Annotated in this window: 17 protein-coding genes, 1 tRNA gene and 1 pseudogene; 5 read left to right on the forward strand and 14 right to left on the reverse strand. The window is 73.4% G+C overall.

The annotated features are described in order from the left end of the window. Positions 1 to 6: 6 nt before the first annotated feature. The 3 genes and pseudogenes from ACWDVG_RS18490 to ACWDVG_RS18500 all read right to left on the reverse strand — a co-directional run bounded on the left by ACWDVG_RS18490 (position 7) and on the right by ACWDVG_RS18500 (position 2,750). Entirely contained in the window at positions 7 to 1,455 is a 1,449-nt protein-coding gene (locus ACWDVG_RS18490; protein WP_451700318.1) for an ankyrin repeat domain-containing protein, read from the reverse strand. Then, positions 1,452 to 2,621: a gala protein gene (locus ACWDVG_RS18495; protein ID WP_451700319.1), complete on the reverse strand. Its 1,170-nt coding sequence runs from the start codon at positions 2,619 to 2,621 to the stop codon at positions 1,452 to 1,454. Before ACWDVG_RS18495 ends, ACWDVG_RS18490 begins: the two co-directional genes overlap by 4 nt. 56 nt (positions 2,622 to 2,677) lie before the next feature. Then, positions 2,678 to 2,750: pseudogene (locus tag ACWDVG_RS18500) on the reverse strand. Positions 2,751 to 2,869: 119 nt separating this feature from the next. On the opposite strand from ACWDVG_RS18500, the gene ACWDVG_RS18505 reads away from it, so the two are divergent. The 3 genes from ACWDVG_RS18505 to ACWDVG_RS18515 are packed head-to-tail and all read left to right on the forward strand — an operon-like array spanning position 2,870 to position 4,379. Next, positions 2,870 to 3,190, forward strand: a complete 321-nt coding sequence (locus ACWDVG_RS18505; protein WP_451700320.1) for an ArsR/SmtB family transcription factor — start codon at positions 2,870 to 2,872, stop codon at positions 3,188 to 3,190. Next, entirely contained in the window at positions 3,187 to 3,573 is a 387-nt protein-coding gene (locus tag ACWDVG_RS18510) for a VOC family protein (RefSeq protein WP_451700321.1), read from the forward strand. Before ACWDVG_RS18505 ends, ACWDVG_RS18510 begins: the two co-directional genes overlap by 4 nt. Further along, on the forward strand, positions 3,570 to 4,379 hold the full coding sequence (locus ACWDVG_RS18515; RefSeq protein WP_451700322.1) for an NUDIX hydrolase: 810 nt from the start codon (positions 3,570 to 3,572) through the stop codon (positions 4,377 to 4,379). The genes ACWDVG_RS18510 and ACWDVG_RS18515 overlap by 4 nt, the downstream gene beginning before the upstream one ends. Positions 4,380 to 4,488: 109 nt before the next feature. Here the strand turns inward: ACWDVG_RS18515 and ACWDVG_RS18520 are convergent, their stop codons facing one another. Continuing rightward, positions 4,489 to 6,339: an ABC transporter ATP-binding protein gene (locus tag ACWDVG_RS18520; protein ID WP_451700323.1), complete on the reverse strand. Its 1,851-nt coding sequence runs from the start codon at positions 6,337 to 6,339 to the stop codon at positions 4,489 to 4,491. Positions 6,340 to 6,471: 132 nt separating this feature from the next. Between ACWDVG_RS18520 and ACWDVG_RS18525 the strand changes: the two genes are divergently transcribed. Then, positions 6,472 to 7,587 carry a hypothetical protein gene (locus tag ACWDVG_RS18525; protein WP_451700324.1) on the forward strand — a complete coding sequence of 372 codons (1,116 nt, stop codon included), beginning with the start codon at positions 6,472 to 6,474 and terminating at the stop codon, positions 7,585 to 7,587. 104 nt (positions 7,588 to 7,691) lie between these two features. Here ACWDVG_RS18525 and ACWDVG_RS18530 read toward each other — a convergent pair whose 3' ends face one another. The 6 genes from ACWDVG_RS18530 to ACWDVG_RS18555 all read right to left on the reverse strand — a co-directional run bounded on the left by ACWDVG_RS18530 (position 7,692) and on the right by ACWDVG_RS18555 (position 12,401). After that, complete coding sequence (locus ACWDVG_RS18530; RefSeq protein ID WP_451700325.1) at positions 7,692 to 9,284, reverse strand: CAP domain-containing protein; 1,593 nt, start codon at positions 9,282 to 9,284, stop codon at positions 7,692 to 7,694. Between the two features lie 148 nt (positions 9,285 to 9,432). Beyond that, the gene (locus tag ACWDVG_RS18535) at positions 9,433 to 10,155 is read right to left on the reverse strand and encodes an SAVMC3_10250 family protein (RefSeq protein WP_451700326.1); all 723 of its coding nucleotides are present in this window, start codon (positions 10,153 to 10,155) and stop codon (positions 9,433 to 9,435) included. Between the two features lie 158 nt (positions 10,156 to 10,313). After that, the gene (locus ACWDVG_RS18540) at positions 10,314 to 10,985 is read right to left on the reverse strand and encodes a DUF3618 domain-containing protein (protein WP_451700327.1); all 672 of its coding nucleotides are present in this window, start codon (positions 10,983 to 10,985) and stop codon (positions 10,314 to 10,316) included. Beyond that, the gene (locus tag ACWDVG_RS18545; RefSeq protein ID WP_451700328.1) at positions 10,961 to 11,395 is read right to left on the reverse strand and encodes a phage holin family protein; all 435 of its coding nucleotides are present in this window, start codon (positions 11,393 to 11,395) and stop codon (positions 10,961 to 10,963) included. The genes ACWDVG_RS18540 and ACWDVG_RS18545 overlap by 25 nt, the downstream gene beginning before the upstream one ends. Before the next feature lie 3 nt (positions 11,396 to 11,398). After that, entirely contained in the window at positions 11,399 to 12,133 is a 735-nt protein-coding gene (locus ACWDVG_RS18550; protein ID WP_451700329.1) for a hypothetical protein, read from the reverse strand. A 191-nt stretch (positions 12,134 to 12,324) separates the two neighbouring features. Continuing rightward, a tRNA-Pro gene (locus ACWDVG_RS18555) sits at positions 12,325 to 12,401 on the reverse strand. Positions 12,402 to 12,991: 590 nt separating this feature from the next. On the opposite strand from ACWDVG_RS18555, the gene ACWDVG_RS18560 reads away from it, so the two are divergent. Continuing rightward, positions 12,992 to 14,200: an acyl-CoA dehydrogenase family protein gene (locus ACWDVG_RS18560; protein WP_451700330.1), complete on the forward strand. Its 1,209-nt coding sequence runs from the start codon at positions 12,992 to 12,994 to the stop codon at positions 14,198 to 14,200. 94 nt (positions 14,201 to 14,294) lie between these two features. Here the strand turns inward: ACWDVG_RS18560 and ACWDVG_RS18565 are convergent, their stop codons facing one another. Genes ACWDVG_RS18565 through ACWDVG_RS18580 form a run of 4 tightly spaced genes read right to left on the reverse strand, consistent with a single transcriptional unit; the run spans position 14,295 to position 16,273 of the window. Further along, entirely contained in the window at positions 14,295 to 14,867 is a 573-nt protein-coding gene (locus ACWDVG_RS18565; RefSeq protein WP_451700331.1) for a GAF domain-containing protein, read from the reverse strand. Next, positions 14,864 to 15,487, reverse strand: a complete 624-nt coding sequence (locus ACWDVG_RS18570) for a GTP-binding protein (protein ID WP_451700332.1) — start codon at positions 15,485 to 15,487, stop codon at positions 14,864 to 14,866. Before ACWDVG_RS18570 ends, ACWDVG_RS18565 begins: the two co-directional genes overlap by 4 nt. Then, positions 15,465 to 15,842 (reverse strand): DUF742 domain-containing protein, encoded by a 378-nt coding sequence (locus tag ACWDVG_RS18575; protein WP_451700333.1) that lies wholly within the window; start codon positions 15,840 to 15,842, stop codon positions 15,465 to 15,467. The genes ACWDVG_RS18570 and ACWDVG_RS18575 overlap by 23 nt, the downstream gene beginning before the upstream one ends. Then, positions 15,839 to 16,273: a roadblock/LC7 domain-containing protein gene (locus ACWDVG_RS18580; protein WP_451700334.1), complete on the reverse strand. Its 435-nt coding sequence runs from the start codon at positions 16,271 to 16,273 to the stop codon at positions 15,839 to 15,841. Before ACWDVG_RS18580 ends, ACWDVG_RS18575 begins: the two co-directional genes overlap by 4 nt. Position 16,274: the final 1 nt, after the last annotated feature.

Consider the following 16,274-nt stretch of genomic DNA (forward strand, 5'->3'; position numbering starts at 1 on the left):
CGCGGATCAGGGTTCGGTCCCCGCGTCGAGGAGGGCCAGGACGCCCGGGGTGTCCCCGTGCCGGACGTGCAGGAAGAACGCGCGCCGCTCGTCCCGCAGGGCGCGCGGCAGCCGTCCGTCACCGCCCGTCCAGGCGTGGCGGGTCGCGAAGCAGCCGGACACGGCGCCGCCGAAGGCGCGCAGGGCGAGTTCGCGCTGTTGCTCCTGCTCGGTGTGCGGGACGTCGAGGGTGCCGTTCCGCGAGACGACCTGGTGCCACTCCCCCCGGCAGCGCACGCGCACGGGGGCGGGCGGCGTCGGCCCGTCCGGACCGGCGGCGGGGCCGAGCCGGGGGAACAGTGCGGCGGCGACCAGCGGGTGCAGGGCCTCCGGACGGATGCGTCCGGCGCGCAGGAGGCCGATGTCGGGCAGGCGTTGCCACGCGTACGAGGGGAGGTACGCGACGCCGTCCAGCGGGCGCGCCAGGGCCGACACCCGCGCCGGGGCCGCGTCCGGGTCGAGGTCGAACCGCACGTGGCCGCGCCAGCTCACGGGGACGCGGAAGCTCGTACCGCGTCCGTCCGCCTGGAGGAGACGGATCTCGGGGACGATCCGGGTGAGGTCGAAGGCGGTGCGGCCGATCATGTCGTGGACGTCGAGCGGCCGTTGGGTGGGACGGTCCGTCGGCGGGGCCGTCAGGTCGAGGTCGAGGCCCGCGGCCGCGAACGCCCCGACGTGGTCGCCCCGGGACTGGAGCACGGCCACCCATTCGGCGCGGGCCGCCGGGTCGTCGTGTCCGGGGTCCTCGGTGGGCAGCTCCTCCGGGGCGAGCGGCGTGCCGTCGAGGTGGAGGAACGGCAGCCGCTCGGAGCCGGGGCCACCGGCGCAGTGGCGCAGCTCGGCGGCGCGGCGGGCGTCCCAGAAGCGGCGGGCGACCGTCCAGTCCTCGGTGGTATAGGTGAGGCCGTACAGCGTGTCCCGCCCCGGTTCGACGGCCGGGCCGAAGCGCAGGGCGAGCTTCTGCGGTCCCGCCAGCATGGGCGAGGTGGTCACCGAGAGGACGGGTCCCCCGGAGCCGTACGCGGCGAGGACGACGCGTCGGCACGGGGCCAGGGTGGTGTGGCCGCCGAGGGCGCGCGGCAGGTGCCAGCGCAGCAGGTCGGGTGCCAGGTGGCGGAGGTCGTCGGCGACCCGGGCGGCCACGTCGGAGCCGTACCGCTCGGCGATCCGCTCCGGGTCGAGGTCGGCGGGCACGTCGACCGCGGCGACGGCGCAGGCGGCCCGCCAGTCCCCGGCGAGCCGGGCCTCGGTGGCCCGCTCGATCATCCAGCGGGGGACGGCGTGGCGGCGGACGCGGGTCCAGGCGGCGGCGTCCTCGGGGGACAGACCGGCCGGCTGTGCGGCGCGGGGGCCGGACCGCCGCCCCGGACCCGACGGCGATATCGCGCTCGTGGTCGCGCCGGCGCTCGCGCTCACCGGTACACGCTGCCGATCGCGCGCAGGTCCTGGTGGGCCGGCCGGGCGGGGCGCAGGCGCTCGGTGAAGGACCGCTTGACGCGGCGGGGCAGTCCGGGGCCGAGGCCCACGTACTCCAGGTGGTGTCCGTCGGGGAGCGCGGCGAGCAGGGTCTTGGCGCCGCGCCCGGTGATGCCGGTGTGGCGCAGTTCGAGGCGGCGGAGCGGGCTGCCGGGGAGGGCGGCGGCCAGGGCGTGCGCGCCGTCGTCGCCGGTGGCGTTGCCGGGGGAGCCGAGGCTCCGCTCGGACATGGCACGCCCGAGGTCGAGGGACTCGATGCCGTCGAGCGCGTCGGCGAGGGCGCGGGCGCCCGCGGGCCCGATGCCGTTGCCGCCGAGGCCGAGCCGTACGGGCCGGGCGGGGTCGGCGGCCGCGGCGAGGACGGCGGTGCCGGCGTCGCCGAGGTGGTTGGCCGGGAGGTACAGCTCGCGCACGCCCGCGTCGCGGACGAGGGCGGCGAGGAGCGGGGCGTCGGTGGAGGTGAGGCCGTTGCCGCCGAGGAAGAGGCGTTCGAGCGGGGCGGCGCGGTCGAGGAGCGCGTCGAGGAGGAGGCGTACGCCCTCGGGGCCGATGCCCGAGTTGACCAGGTCCATGGTGCGCAGGGCGGTGTTGCGGCGCAGCAGCCCGGCGAGGGTGCGGGCTCCGGCGGCGTGGACGGGGTTCCGCTTGAGCCAGAGGGCGCGGACCGCGGTGTCGTCGGCGAGGGCTTCGGCGAGGGCGGTCACGCCGTCGGGGCCGATGCGGTTGCAGCCGAGGTAGAGGGTGCGGACGCCGTGCCCGGCGCCCGTACCGCCGGCCGCCGCCTCGCTCGTACGGGTGAGGGCGGCGGCCACGGACCGGGCGCCGTCGTCGCCGAGGGCGTTGGTGCCGAGGAGCAGGTGGGCGGCGTGCGGGGAGGCGGCGGCGACGGGGAGCAGCCGGGCGGCCCCGTCGGGGCCGAGGCCCTGCTTGCACAGGTCGACGCGGCCGTCGGCGCGCAGGGTGCCGAGCGGGAATGCCTCGTCGGCGGCGACGGTCCGCTCGTCGGCGAGGCGGTCGAGCAGGGGGCCGAGCGCGGCCGGGTCGGCGAGCGGCAGCTCCGGATGCTCGATCGCCGGGCAGCGTACGGGCGTTGTCGGCTGGGTCATCACCACTCCACCGGTCCTTCGCCGGGGCCCGGCGTCCGCGTCGACACAAGAAGACGCAAGACCGGTCGGATTCGAACCGACGTCCTCCAGCTCGATGCGTGGGCGCGACGACCTCTGCGCTACGGCCTTGCTGCGGGTGATCATAGCCATCCGCACCGACGATTTCGGTCACCAGTGTGAGGGCCGGACGGAGCAGGGCACCGCCCCCCGACTTGATAGGCAAGTGATTGCTTGCTTATCGTGGCGGGGTGACGGACGACGACCTGTTCAAGGCCCTGGCCGACCCGACCCGGCGCCGCATACTCGACGAGCTGGCCGAACGCGACGGCCAGTCCCTCTTCGAGATCTGCGCCCGGCTCACCACCCGGCACCGGCTGGGCCTCTCGCGCCAGGCCGTCAGCCAGCACCTCGCCCTGCTGGAGAACGCCGACCTCGTCCGCACCCGGCGCGAGGGCCGTTACAAGTTCCACGACCTGAACCGGGAGCCGCTGCGCCGCATCGCGGCCCGCTGGCTCCCCGCCGGCCCCCCGCCCCCCACCCGCCCCGAGAACACGGAGAGCACTCCATGAGGATCCATCTGGCCAGCGTCTTCGTCGACGACCAGGACAAGGCGCTCCGCTTCTACACCGAGGTCCTGGGCTTCGTGAAGAAGCACGAGGTACCGCTCGGCGAGCACAAGTGGCTGACGGTGGTCTCCCCGGAGAACCCCGACGGCACCGAACTCGTTCTCGAACCCTCCGCGCACCCCGCCGTCGGCCCCTACCGGACCGCCCTGGTCGAGGACGGCATCCCGCTCACCTCCTTCGACGTGGACGACGTCCACGCCGAGTTCCGCCGCCTCTCCGACCTCGGCGTCCGCTTCACCCAGGAGCCCGTCGACATGGGCCCGGTGACGGCGGCCGTCTTCGACGACACCTGCGGCAACCTCATCCAGATCACCCACATGCGGTGACCCATCGCCCCGCCCCACCGGACAGATCCGATCCGGCCGCGTCCCGCCCCCGACCGCCGCACCCGGCCGCGGCGGTCGAGTTCCTGGACCCCGAGGCGGTCACCTTCGTCGAGGGGCCGGCACCCGCGCTCACCCCGTGGGAGCGGGCCGAGGTGGACCGGCTCTGGGAGGAGACCCGCACGCGCAACCCGGCCACGTTCGACGGGCCGCTCGTCGCCGCCCTCGGCGTCGAACGGCGCCCCTCCGGCGCGACGGTGGTCCACTGGGCCCCGATGACGTACCGCCACCGCGCCCTGCGCCGGCTCCGCCCGGCCGACCGGGTGCCGGGCTCCCTCTACGTCACCGCGCTGCTGCCCACCGACGAGGGGCTCGTCGTGGGGCGCGGCGCGGCCACCACGGCGGCGCCCGGCCGCTGGACCCTCCCCGGCGGGGCCGCCGAGCCGCCCGCGGCCGGTGAACCCCTGGACCTGGAGGTCCTGCGGTGGCACGCGGCCCGCGAGCTGGCCGAGGAGACCGGGCTCCGGGTCGACCCCGCGGAGCTGCGGCCGTGGGCACTCACCCGGGGCCGCCGCTTCGGCAGCCTCGGGTTCCACTTCCTCGCGCCGCCCGCCTCGGAGGCGCGCGTCCGTGCCGCGCACGCGCGGCTCGCGGCCGACGGCGGCGACCCCGCGGCGCGGGAACTGGACGCGCTCGCCTTCCTCCCGTCGCGGGCGGGCGTCGAGCCGCCGGGGCCCTGCGCCGACTACCTGCCGCAGGTGCTCGGCCGGTACGTCACGGGGCGTCCGACGGGCGACGGGACGGAGTGACCGGCGTGGCGGGGCGTCCGGCGGGCGGCAGGACGGCGTGCCCAACGTCACGGGGCGTCCGACGGGACGGCGGGACGGAGTGACCTGCGCCGCCCCCGCCGGGCCCCCGCTACACCACCTCGGCGCCGGCGGGGGTGCCGTCGAGGAAACCGCCCGACTGGTGCTGCCACAGCTTCGCGTACGCTCCCTCCGCCGCGAGCAGTTCGTGGTGCGTGCCCTGCTCGACGATGCGGCCGCTGTCGAGGACGACGAGCTGGTCCATGGTGGCGACCGTGCTCAGCCGGTGAGCCACCACCAGCGCCGTCCGCCCGTCCATGAGGCGCCACAGCGCGTCCTGGACGAGGATCTCGCTCTCCGAGTCCAGCGCGCTCGTCGCCTCGTCGAGCAGCAGGATCGGTGCGTCGCGGAGGATCGCCCGCGCGAGGGCGACGCGCTGGCGCTGGCCGCCGGAGAGCTTCACCCCGCGCTCGCCCACCATCGTGGCGAAGCCGTCCGGGAGACCGTCGACGAACTCCGTGACGTGCGCGGCCTCCGCCGCCCGGCGGATCTCGGCGTCGGTGGCACCCGGCCGGGCGAACGCGATGTTGTCGCGCAGCGTGCGGTGGAACATCGCAGGGTCCTGCGGCACGTACGCGATGAGGCTGCGCAGGTCGGCCTGGCGAAGCCTGCTGATGTCCTGCCCGCCGATCGTGATCCGGCCGCCGTCGATGTCCGTCATCCGGAGCAGCAACCGGGTGAGGGTCGTCTTGCCGCCGCCCGAGCGGCCGACGAAACCGACCTTCGCCCCGCCCGGCACGGTCAGGTCGAGCCCCTCGAAGAGCGGCTTCCCCGCCGTGTGCGCGAAGGTCACCTTCTCGAAGCTCACGCCGGCGTCCCGGGGCGCGAGCGGCTCGGGCACCTCCGGGTCCCGTACCGTCGGCCGGGTGAGCAGCAGCTCCGTGAACTGCGCGGCCTCCGTCATCGAGCTCTCCAGACGGCGGTAGATCTGGTTGAACTCGAACATGATCCGCGTGGCGTTGGAGTAGTAGGTGAAGGCGACCACGACCGCCTCCACGCCGTGCTCCCCCGCGCCGAGCGAGAGGGCGAGCAGGAGGCCCAGCACATTGGTGAGGACGGACATGGGCGCGACCAGCGTGTCGATGCGCAGGTTGCCGTAGTCCCACGAGCGGAGCGTGAGGCGGCGCGACTCCGCGACGCGGAACCGGTGTTCGGCGGCCTCGCGCTCCTCGGCGGCGAACGCCCGGACGGTGTCCATGTTCATCAGGCTGTCGGCGACGTGTCCCGAGACCCGGGCGATCGCCTCCTCGCGCTGGTCGACGAGCGCCTGACGGCGCCGGATCAGCGGCCGGACGATCAGGGCCGTCACCGCGATCATCACCAACAGGCCGACGACGAGCAGGGGTTCGTACGTCCAGAGCACGACGGAGGCGAACGCCAGCGGCACGAAGCTGCCCATGACGGAGAAGGTGAGGGTGTCGACGAACTCCTCGAACCGGGAGGCGAAGCTCAGGACCCGCTTGGTGAGGGAGCCGGCGAAGTTGTCGTGGAAGAAGGCGGCGTCCTTGGCGAACAGCTCGTCCATGCCGATGGCGTAGAGGTTCTCGATGCCGTTGGCGTCGAGGCGGTTCAGGCAGTGCAGCCCGACGCGCCACAGCGTCTCGGCGAGCAGCAGGACTCCGGCGAAGCCGAGGACGTACGGCAGCATCGACTCCGCATCAGCCGCCCCGCCCGCGCCCCCGCTCCGGTCTCCGCCTCCTTCGCCGTCCCCCGCGATCTCGCCGACGAGCTTGGCGACGAGCAGCGGCACGACGTAGAAGATGCCGATGTTGCCCAGCGCCGGCAGCAGCATCGCCGGCACCGTCAGCCGTTTGAGTCGGGTCAACTCCCTTCCGTAGTAGCGAAGTGCGAGGAGCACCGGACCCCTGTCCGGCGAACCTTTGCGCGATTCCGTCTTTACCATCCCAACCCTGCCTTGTCGGAGCGAAGTGGACAGGATGGGCAGTGTTCCGTGGCTGGACGCGCACCGTCCAAGGGTTTTATCCGGCCGCTTGGCCGGACGTCCTCGGGGGTGTCTCCCCCTAGGCTGACGGCCGTGGAAGGCATAGATCTTGGAAACGGAATCGTCGGCGCGATCCTCGGCGTCGTCTTCGCGACGCTGTTCCAGCAGTGGACGCAGGACGCCTGGTTCCGGGTACGGCGCCGCTCGGCCGGTGCGGTGCGGAGCTTCGTCCACCGTCGGCGCCAGGACGGCGCCCCGGTGGCCTGGTCCGGGTTCTCGCTCGGTCCGCTGCACACCTCCGCGCTGATCGTGGAGGGTGACGGCGACCGGGCCGTCGCCCCCGAGTCGGTCCACGTCCAGGTCCTCGAAGGCGAGGTCGCTCTGCCCGAGGAGATGGCCCGGTGGCGCGCCGAGATCGAGGCGGAGGAGGCCCGCGCCGCCGAGACCGGCGACCGCGCGCCGGTGTGGAACGGGCCCCGGTACGCCGTCGAGGCTGTGGAGGTCTCCCGTACGGCGCTCGACGAACGGTCCGAGGTGCACCTGCGGCTGCGGCCCACCGACTACTTCACCTTCCTCGCCGCCCAGCAGCTCGACCGCCGGTTCACCGACGGCACCACCCCGCGCGGCCGTTACCTCGACCCCTCCGATCCGCTGGCCGCGCCCGCGTTCCTCCAGTGCAGCTTCGGCGCCAACGTCGCCGTCGTGACCGCCGACGACCTGCTCGTCGTGACGCGCCGCAGCGACCGGGTGCGGGTCGGCGCCGGCTTCTGGAACTCCTCGGTGAACGAAGGGCTTTCGCGGCACATCGACTCGGCCGGCCGCAACGCGCCCGATCTGCACGCCCTGGCCCGCCGCGGCATGCGCGAGGAGCTGGCGCTCGAACCGCACGAGTACACGCTGGAGTTGCTGGCCTTCGTTCTCGACGTGGACCGACGGCAGTGGGCCGCCCAGTTCTACGCGCGCCTGAACGAGCTGACCGGCGACGGGCTGCGCGAGCGGATGAGCCGGGGCGTGGCCGACCGGTGGGAGCACCAGGCGATCGAGTACGTGCCGTTCCGGACCGCCGACGTGACCCGTTTCCTCCTGGCACCCGAGCGGCTGCACCGCTGGGCGCCCGTCGCCCCGGCCCTGTTCCACCTGGCGCTCGTGCACGTCCACGGCCGGGCCTCGGTGGAGCGGACCCAGGCCCAGGTCGTCCGCCGCCTCTGACGGCGTGCCGACGGCGGGCCGACGACGGGCCGGCCGCGGGCCCGGGCCACCCGGGCAGCCCGTCGCGGGCAGGCCGTCGGCGGGAGCGCGTCAGCGGGAAGGCGTCAGCGTGCCCCGAACACCTGGGTCCAGTACGGACCGCCGTCGGTGTGGATGCCGACGCCGATCTCCTTGAAGTCGCAGTTGAGGATGTTCGCGCGGTGGCCGGGGCTGTTCATCCAGGACTCCATGACCTGCTCCGGCGTGCTCTGCCCCATCGCGATGTTCTCGCCGTACGTCGACCACGGGTAGCCCGCGGCCGTGACCCGCTCCCCCGGGCCGTCCCCGTCCGGGTTGGTGTGGTCGAAGAAGTCCCGGGCCGCCATGTCCTCGGAGTGGCCCTGGGCCGCCCTCGTCAGGGTCGCGTTGGCGGTGAGGGCGCCGCAACCGGCCTTGGCGCGCTCGGCGTTGACCAGCGCGATCACCTGGTCCGCCGCCGACGACGGGCCGTTGTCCTGCTGGGGTCCGGCGCTCGGTCCGGTGTCCGTGCCGCCCGTGGGGGCGGCCGTCCTCGGGGGCGTGGGGGCCGGGGCGGCGGGGGTGGCGGTGCGCCGGGGGGCGGGCGCCGACGTGGTGGCGGCGGCGGTGGGACGCGGGCTCTTGGTGGGCGTCGCCGTGGCGCGCGCGGGAGCGCCGGGCGTCCTGGTGGCGGAGGCCGAGGGAGAGGCGGAGGCGGACGGGGTGGCGGTCGTGGAGGCGGAGGCGTCCAGGGTGCCGGGCGCGTTCGCCGACGGGAGGTCGAGGAGGGGGGCGGAGGCCCGGTTGGCCTCCAGGAGGCCCTCCTTCCCGTCGCGTCCGGAGGACAGCGAGAAGGCTCCTCCGGTGACCGCGACGACGGCGATCCCGGCCGCGACGGCGGCGCGGCGGCGGGACCGCTCGTCGGCCTGGCGACGGCGCCGCCGGGCCGCACGGGTGCTGCGCCCGCCGGCCGCCGTCACGACGGTGACCTCGCGCTCCGCGGTCACCGGGGCGGCCGCCCGGGCCACTCCCGCCGCGGCTCCCCGCACGGCTCCGGCGGCGGACCCCGTCGCGCAGGCGGCGCACTCGGCGGTGTGCCGGGCCAGGTGGTCGCGCCAGGGGGCGCTCGGGCGGCCGTCCCAGGTCGCGGCCTGCGCGCGGAGACCGGGGCAGCGGGGCGCGCGGGCGAGGGCGGCGGTCACGGACCGGGCCACGCCCAGACGTATGCGTACCGCGTCCATCCGTATCGCGGTGTCGCGCGGGGTCCAGTGGAGCGCGGCGGCCGTCTCGTGGCGCCCCAGGCGCCCCTCCTCCTCCAGGGACGCCAGGGCCGCGAGAAGGGCGTCCTCGACGTCCAGCCAGTGCGCCGGCTCGGTGCCGTCCGCGCCCGGCGCGCCGTGGGCGGCGGCCGCGTGCGCGAGCGTGGTCTCCACGGCGATCGCGACGAGCCAGGGGCGGAAGGCCTCCGGGGAGGGCAGGGTGCCCAGGGCGAACTCGGCCCGGCCGAGGGTGTCCCGTACGACGGCGGGCACGGCCGACTCGGCTCCGGGGCGGCCGTCGAGGGCGCGGGCCGCGAGGGCGTGCACGAGCGGGCGGTGGGCGGCGACGAGCCGCTCCCGGGCCCACGGGTCGCCGTACTGCGCCGCCCGTACCAGCTCCGTGTCGTCCGCCAACCGCTCAAAGCCCGTGGTCTGCTGCACGCCGTCCGTCCTTCGTCAGCCTCGTGTGGAGTTCCCTGCGCAGGGGAGAGCCTCGGGCCGGGGTGCCGACAACGGAAACATGCGGAGCGATTTCGTGACGTGAGTCACACCGGGCCCCACCCGTGGGGAGCGGCCCCCCGGCGGAGCGCTACGACCGGGTGATCTGTACGGTCAGCGGGCTCGCCACCAGGCACCGCGGCCCGTCCTCGCTCTCGGGCACCAGGACGCTGACGCGCGCGTACCCCGTCATCGGCACGGCCGTGTCGAGGTCCCCGTTCTCCATGTCGAGGGCGGCCACGAGTTCCCTGATCCCCCGGCTGCTCAACCGCCTGACCGGCTCCGCGGCCCCCTCGCCCCCGACGGGCCCGTCCTCCGGCCCGTCGAGGGCGCGCACGACCTGACCTGCCCGCGTCACGAAGCTCGGCCCGAAGCTGGCCTCGTTGTCGACCGCCTCCGTTTCCAGGGGGTCGGCCGTCTCGGGGATCCAGCCTCGCAGGTGGCGGACCGACCCGTGGAGCAGCAGCCGGCACCCGCCCCCGTGCCCGGCGCCCCCGGACGGGGGCGGATCGACGAAGAGCACCAGGTTCCGGTGGGCGCCCGGGAGCGTCACCGACCGCAGACGGGCCTCGAACTGCACCCACTCACCCGGCCGCAGGTCGGGTTCCTCGTACCAGCGGGACACCTCCTCCATGTGCCGGGAGACCAGTTCCAGGTGCCGCAACCGGGACTGGTCGCCGTCCGCGGCCGGTGACTCCACGTCGAATCCGCCCACCGGGGTCGTCACCCGCAGTGCGCCCGCGCGGGGAGCCCTCCTCGGCTCGGGCAGGAACTGCTTGAGCTTGCCTTCCGACAGATAGACGATCTCTCGCACCGTTACCCCTCGTGTGGTGTCCAGGGCGGACTTCCGCGCACTGCGCCTCATCGTGCCACCCCGCCGCCGACGTGCGGGAGTTGGCCGACGGCCACACGGAACGGGCGGGCCCCCGAGGAGCCCGCCCGTTCGACGGTGAGGTGGCTGAGCGAGAAGGCTCAGGAAGCCGCCGACCCGGGGGTGCCGGGGGTGCGGCGCACTTCTTCGGCGGCGTCCTGGCCCACCTGGCGCAGACCCTGTGCGGTCTCCTGCCCGGCGCTCTGCGCGTGGTCCCTGGTCGTCTCCGCCGCTTCCTGGGCGGTGCCCTTCACCGATTCCACGGCCTGGGCGGCGGGTTCCCGCATCTCGTCCCTGACCTCCTGGGCCGCTTCGACGACCGTCTGCTTGACGGGGTCGAGGAGTTCGCCGGAGTGCTCGCGCAGCTTCTGTCCCGCGCGTTCCTCCGCCTCCGTGGCCGGGAAGAGGGCGGCGGCCAGCATGCCGGCGCCGAAGGCGATCAGTCCCGCGCCCAGGGGGCTGCCCTGGGTCTGCCGCTTCACCTGCGAAGGCGCCTTCTGGACGGCCTCGTTGACGGTTCCGCCCACCTCCCGGGCGGTCGCCGCCACGCTGTCGGCGGCCTGGCCGAGGCCCTCGGACGCTCCGTGTGCCGTGCCCTGTGCGCTTCCCATCACCCGCTCCTTCACTCCGCTGACCCGGTGGCGCACCGAATCGGCCTTGCGCCGTGCCACCCTGCCGGGGGCCATCCTGTCGGCCAGAGCATCGACGTGGTGCGCCAGGTGCGCGCGCCGGTACTCCGCGTCGGTCCTCAGCTCGTCGGGTGTCGGGCCCATCGTGCGTCCTCCTTCAGCGATTCCACGGCCTGTTCGGGCTTGAGATGGACGTCGCGCCAGCCGGCGCGTCCGCGAACGTAGAGCACCGCGCCCACGACGGCCCACAGGGCGGTGACGATCAGTGCGGCCCACGCGATGTCGAGGACGTGGGCCAGGGCGAACACGGCCGTGAGGCTGCCGAGCAGCAGCACCATGTGGCCCGCGTAGCCCGCGCCGCCCAGCATTCCGGCCGCCTTGCCGGCCTTGGCCGACTCCTGCTTCAGTTCGGCCTTCGCCAGTTCGATCTCGGTGCGGACCAGACCGGTCAGGTCCTGGCCGATCGCACCGACCAGATCACCGATCGACGGCTCCGCGGCCGCCGCCGGCGGCGGTCCCTGACGGGTCGGCCGTTCCTGGTACGAGGTGGCCACGGGTCACCTCCCCTCTCCCGGGCGCGGCGTGCCGCCGTACGGCTCCCCACCGACCGGCGGCGGGTAGGGCGGCGGATTCGGCACCACGTGCGGCGGCTGCGACTGCCCGTAGGTGTCGGTGAAGTCCTCGTACGCGGCGGGCGCGCCGGGACGGCCGGTCGGAGCGGCGACACCGCGCGCGGTCCGGTCCGGGGCGGCGGAGTCGCCGCCTTCGCCACCGCCGCCGCCGGAGGAGGAGGCCGCGCCCACTCCCTTGCCGGCCCGGCCCACCAGGAACCCCGCCACCGCGGCGCCCGCCAGGAAGGCACCCGGGCGGCGGCGGGCGAAGTTCTGCAGGTCGCCGACCAGCCCGTCGGGGCCGCGCTGCTCTATGCGCCCGGCCGCCTGTTCGCCCGAGTCGGCCAACTGACGGGCCACGCCCACCATGGTCGAGTCGGGCTTGCCGCCCTCGCTCATCTCCCGGAGCTCCTGAGCGAGCCGGCGGACGTTCTCCGCCAGGCGCTCGGTCTGGGACTGCGCCTGCCCCTGGAGCTGCCCCCGCAGGTCCTCGACGAGACTGCGCGCCTGAGCGGTGGCCTCGCCGACGACGTTGGCCGCCTGCTCCTTGGCCGTCCCGCCCACCTCGGCGGCCTTCCCGCCGACCAGCGCGGCGCCCTCGCCCGCCTTGTCCTGGGCCGTCTGCGCTACAGCCGCCGTGGTGCTGTCCTGCCGGCGGCCCGATTCCTGGAAGTCACTCAAGGCTCCTCCTGGTCGATCGAAGCATCGTTTTTACCCTCACGCCCGCACTTGCCCAGGTTTCGCTCATTAACCCCTGGTGCGGCATGAAGACGGCGGCCGATCGGCGAGGGCTGCGGTCACCACGACCTCCGGACGCACGAAAGGCCGCTCTCTCATGGATGAGAGAACGGCCTCCGACCTGCGTTTCCGCGTGGTCGGGACGACAGGATTTGAACCTGCGACCCCTTGACCCCCAGTCAAGTGCGCTACCAAGCTGCGCCACGTCCCGATGCCCGTCTGACCTGGGGTTTCCCCCGGCCGAACGCGCAGAAGAACAATACCGCACTTTCCCCGGTGATCACGAACCCCTTTCCGGCGCCCCCGCTCCGGCGCATGCGGCGCGCGCGCCGGAGCGGGGGTGCTCACTCTCTGTCATGCGCCTGCGCGCGGGAGGGCGCGTCCGCGCGCCCCCGGGGGTGGGCGGACGCGGGCGGCGGAGCGCGAGGGGAGCCCGCGCTTCCGGGGGTTTCCGGGTGGGGCGGAAGATCCGGCATGACGGTTGTGTGGGGATGAAGGGGCTCATGGGACGACTCGCGCGCTCTCGCGGCCATATGCCTCGGCGCTCGTTGCCGTTGGCATGTGGCAGAAAGATGCCCAGGGGGAATGGACTCCGGATCGGACCGAGCAGGCCAAGAGCACGCGAAACACAGTCGCATTCAACCGTCAACAGCTCGTGTTTCGGACAAAAATTGTGGCGATATTGATCCGTCCCGTAAAGATCAACACCATGAAGAGGTCGGCCTGTTCGGGACGGGACCACTGCCGATGCACCACCTGCTCGGACCCACCGAGCACGGTTTTCGCAGGGGAGGGACTCGTATGGACAGCTACTTCAGCAGCCGACTCCATCATCGGCTCAGGGAAACAGTCCGTGACTTCGCGGAGCGTGAGGTCCGGCCACGGATAGCCGAGATGGAAGCCTCCCGGACGGTGCACCACGAACTGTCCCGGAAGATCGCGGAGCAGGGCTGGCTGGGCGCGACTATCAGCCAGGAGTACGGCGGCATGGGCGCCGGCCACCTGGCCAAAACCATCATCATCGAGGAGCTCTCGCGGGTCAGCGGCGCCATGGGCGCCATGGTGCAGGCCTCGCAGCTGGGCACCGCCAAGATCGTCCACTTCGGCAGCGACGAGCAGCGCAAGACCTGGCTCCCGGCGGTCGCCGCGGGTGAGTGCCTCCCCACGATCGCGGTCACGGAACCGGAGTCCGGCGGCCATGTCCTCGGCATGTCGGCGAGCGCGGTGCGTGACGGGGACGACTACATCCTGAACGGCAGCAAGGTGTACGTCGGCAACAGCCACGTGGGCGATCTGCACGGCGTCGTGGTCAGGACCGGTCCGGGATCAAAGGGGCTCACGGCCTTTCTGGTCGAATCCGATCGCCCCGGCTTCCGTACGGGGCCCCAGCAGCCCGCCATGGGACTGCACGGCTTCAGCTTCGGCGAGCTCATCTTCGAGAACTGCCGGGTGCCCGCGGCCAACCGCCTCGGCGACGAGGGGGACGGCCTCGCCGTCGCGTACTCCTCCAGCGTCCTCTACGGCCGGGCCAACCTCACCGCCGTCTCGCTCGGCATCCACCGGGCCATCCTGGAGGAGACCACCCGCTTCGCCACCGAGCGCATCCGCTACGGGAAGCCGCTCTCCGAACTCCCCACCGTGAAGCTCAAGCTGGGGCAGATGCAGTCCCGGCTCATGACGGCCCGGCTGGCCGCGTACCACGCCGTGCACCTGCTCGACCAGGGGCTCTCCTGCGACACCGAGCTGATGAACGCGAAGCTCGTGAACGTCGAGTCGGCGATCGACTCCGGCCGCAACGCCATGGAGATCCACGCCGCCGCCGGTCTCTTCACCGACCGGTCCATCGAGCGGTACCTCCGGGACGCGCACCACATCTTCGCCCCGGCCGGCACCTCCGACATCCAGCTGCTGCGGCTGGGCGAGGTGGCCCTCGGACAGGCCAAGGGCAGCTGGTCGGAGCGGCTCTCCGAGGTCGTCCGCACGCCGGACCTCGAACCTCTGCACGCATGACGGACGTGCCGGCGGGTGCCGGCACCTTGCGACGTGAGGGAGCCCCGGCCGCGGTGATCACCGCGGCCGGGGCTCCCTCGTTGCCGTCAGGACGTCAGAACATGCCGTCCTCGCGGCGGTTGATCTGCTCCATCAGCTCCGCCGCCATGGCCTTGATGGTCTCCAGACCGGCGCGGCCCCACGGCCGGACGTCGGTGTCGACCACACAGATCGTGCCGAGGGCGACGCCGGTGCGGTCGATCAGCGGCGCGCCCATGTAGGAGCGGATGCCGATCTCGTCGACGACGGGGTTTCCCGCGAACCGCGGGTAGTCGCAGACGTCCTCCAGGACGAGCGCCTTGCGCCGGACCACGACGTGCGGGCAGTACCCGTGGTCGCGGGCCATGAAGCGGCCGACCCCGCCACTGCCCGCGGCGGCCGCGCCCAGGTCGCTGCCCGAGTGGGTGCCCGCGGGGGTGTGCAGACCGGCGAAGAACTGCCGGTTCTCGTCGATGAAGTTGACCATCGAGAACGGGGCTCCGGTGACGTCCGCGAGCCGGTGGGCGAACTCGTCGAAGGCGGGCTCCGGCCGCTCGCCGAGACCGAGTTCGCGCAGCCGCTGCACGCGGGCCGGCGCCTCCTTGTCGATGGGGGTCAGCAGAAGGTGACCGGTCGGATCGTAGGTCATGGCGTGGCTCCGAAGCTCGGCACGGCGGCCGGGATGTTGGTGAGCAGATGCTGGACGAGGGTCAGCAGGGTGCGGATGCCGGAGCTGGAGATCCGGGCGTCGCACAGGACGACCGGCACCTCCGGCTTGAGGTCGAGCGCGGCCCGCACCTCGTCCGGTTCGTAGCGGTAGGCGCCGTCGAACTCGTTCACCGCGACGACGAATTCGATGCCCCGCCGTTCGAAGAAGTCGACGGCGGAGAAGCATTCCTGGAGCCTGCGGGTGTCGGCGAGGACGACCGCTCCGAGCGCACCCTCGGAGAGCTCGTCCCACATGAACCAGAAGCGTTCCTGGCCCGGGGTGCCGAAGAGGTAGAGGACGTGCCGGTCGTCGAGCGTGATGCGGCCGAAGTCCATGGCGACCGTGGTGGTCGTCTTGGACTCAACGCCCTCCAGGCTGTCGGTGGCCGCGCTGACCGAGGTCAGCAGCTCCTCGGTGCTGAGCGGTTCGATCTCGCTGACGGCGCCCACGAAGGTGGTCTTGCCCACGCCGAATCCGCCCGCCACCAGGATCTTCAGCGCGGTGGGGAACGGGTCGGCCGTGGAACTCGCGTGGCGCTCAGAGCCGTTGTCGTAGGCCATCGAGCACTGCCTCCAGCAGAGAACGGTCGGTGGGATTGGCGTGGAACCGGGGCGCCCTGGCGGTGAGCGCCCCGCAGTCCACGAGGTCGGAGATCAGGACCTTGGTGACGACGGCCGGCAGCCGTAAGTGCGCCGCGATCTCCGCCACCGACGTGGGTCCGTCGCACAGCCCGAGTGCCAGGCTGTGCTCGGGTCCCATGTGCGGCTGCGGGGACGATCCGGTCGCCATCACCATCGAGAGCAGGTCCAGGGCGGTCGTGGGCTTGGTCCGGCCGCCGCTCACGGTGTAGGGGCGGATCAGCCGGCCGGCCGCGTCGTCGAGCCAGGGTCCTTCCTGATGGGACGTCACGTTCACTGTCCGATGCCACCTGCCGCACCGGCCGCCTGCCGGGCAGGAGTGACCAGGTACGGACGGACGCTCTTGACGAGCATGGCCATCTCGTACCCGAGGACGGCGGCGTCCGCCTCGCGTCCGGCGAGGACGGCGAGACACGTTCCGGAGCCCGCCGTGGAGACGAAGAGCAGGGTGGAGTCGAGTTCGACGACCACCTGCCGGACCTCGCCGCCGTCGCCGAACCGGGCGCCCGCGCTGCGTCCGAGCGAGTAGAGCCCGGAGGCGAGGGCCGCCATGTGGTCGGCGGCGTCGGCGTCGAGGCCGTGGACCGATTTCACGAGGCCGTCGGAGGAGAGCAGAACCGCGTTGCGGGTGTAGGGGACCCGCTGGACAAGACCGCTCAGCAGCCAGTCGAGATCCGAGGAATGGCCGGTCGGCACATTGCTCGCCATG

The organism is Streptomyces sp. NPDC003327 (assembly GCF_053589515.1).

Bases quoted from the DNA above. Each gene is read 5' to 3' on its own strand.
- ACWDVG_RS18560 (WP_451700330.1), top strand. From the start codon at position 12,992: ATGGACAGCTACTTCAGCAGCCGACTCCATCATCGGCTCAGGGAAACA.
- ACWDVG_RS18520 (WP_451700323.1), bottom strand. From the start codon at position 6,339: ATGGTAAAGACGGAATCGCGCAAAGGTTCGCCGGACAGGGGTCCGGTG.
- ACWDVG_RS18565 (WP_451700331.1), bottom strand. From the start codon at position 14,867: ATGACCTACGATCCGACCGGTCACCTTCTGCTGACCCCCATCGACAAG.
- ACWDVG_RS18540 (WP_451700327.1), bottom strand. From the start codon at position 10,985: ATGGGCCCGACACCCGACGAGCTGAGGACCGACGCGGAGTACCGGCGC.
- ACWDVG_RS18495 (WP_451700319.1), bottom strand. From the start codon at position 2,621: ATGACCCAGCCGACAACGCCCGTACGCTGCCCGGCGATCGAGCATCCG.
- ACWDVG_RS18570 (WP_451700332.1), bottom strand. From the start codon at position 15,487: ATGGCCTACGACAACGGCTCTGAGCGCCACGCGAGTTCCACGGCCGAC.
- ACWDVG_RS18510 (WP_451700321.1), top strand. From the start codon at position 3,187: ATGAGGATCCATCTGGCCAGCGTCTTCGTCGACGACCAGGACAAGGCG.
- ACWDVG_RS18580 (WP_451700334.1), bottom strand. From the start codon at position 16,273: ATGGCGAGCAATGTGCCGACCGGCCATTCCTCGGATCTCGACTGGCTG.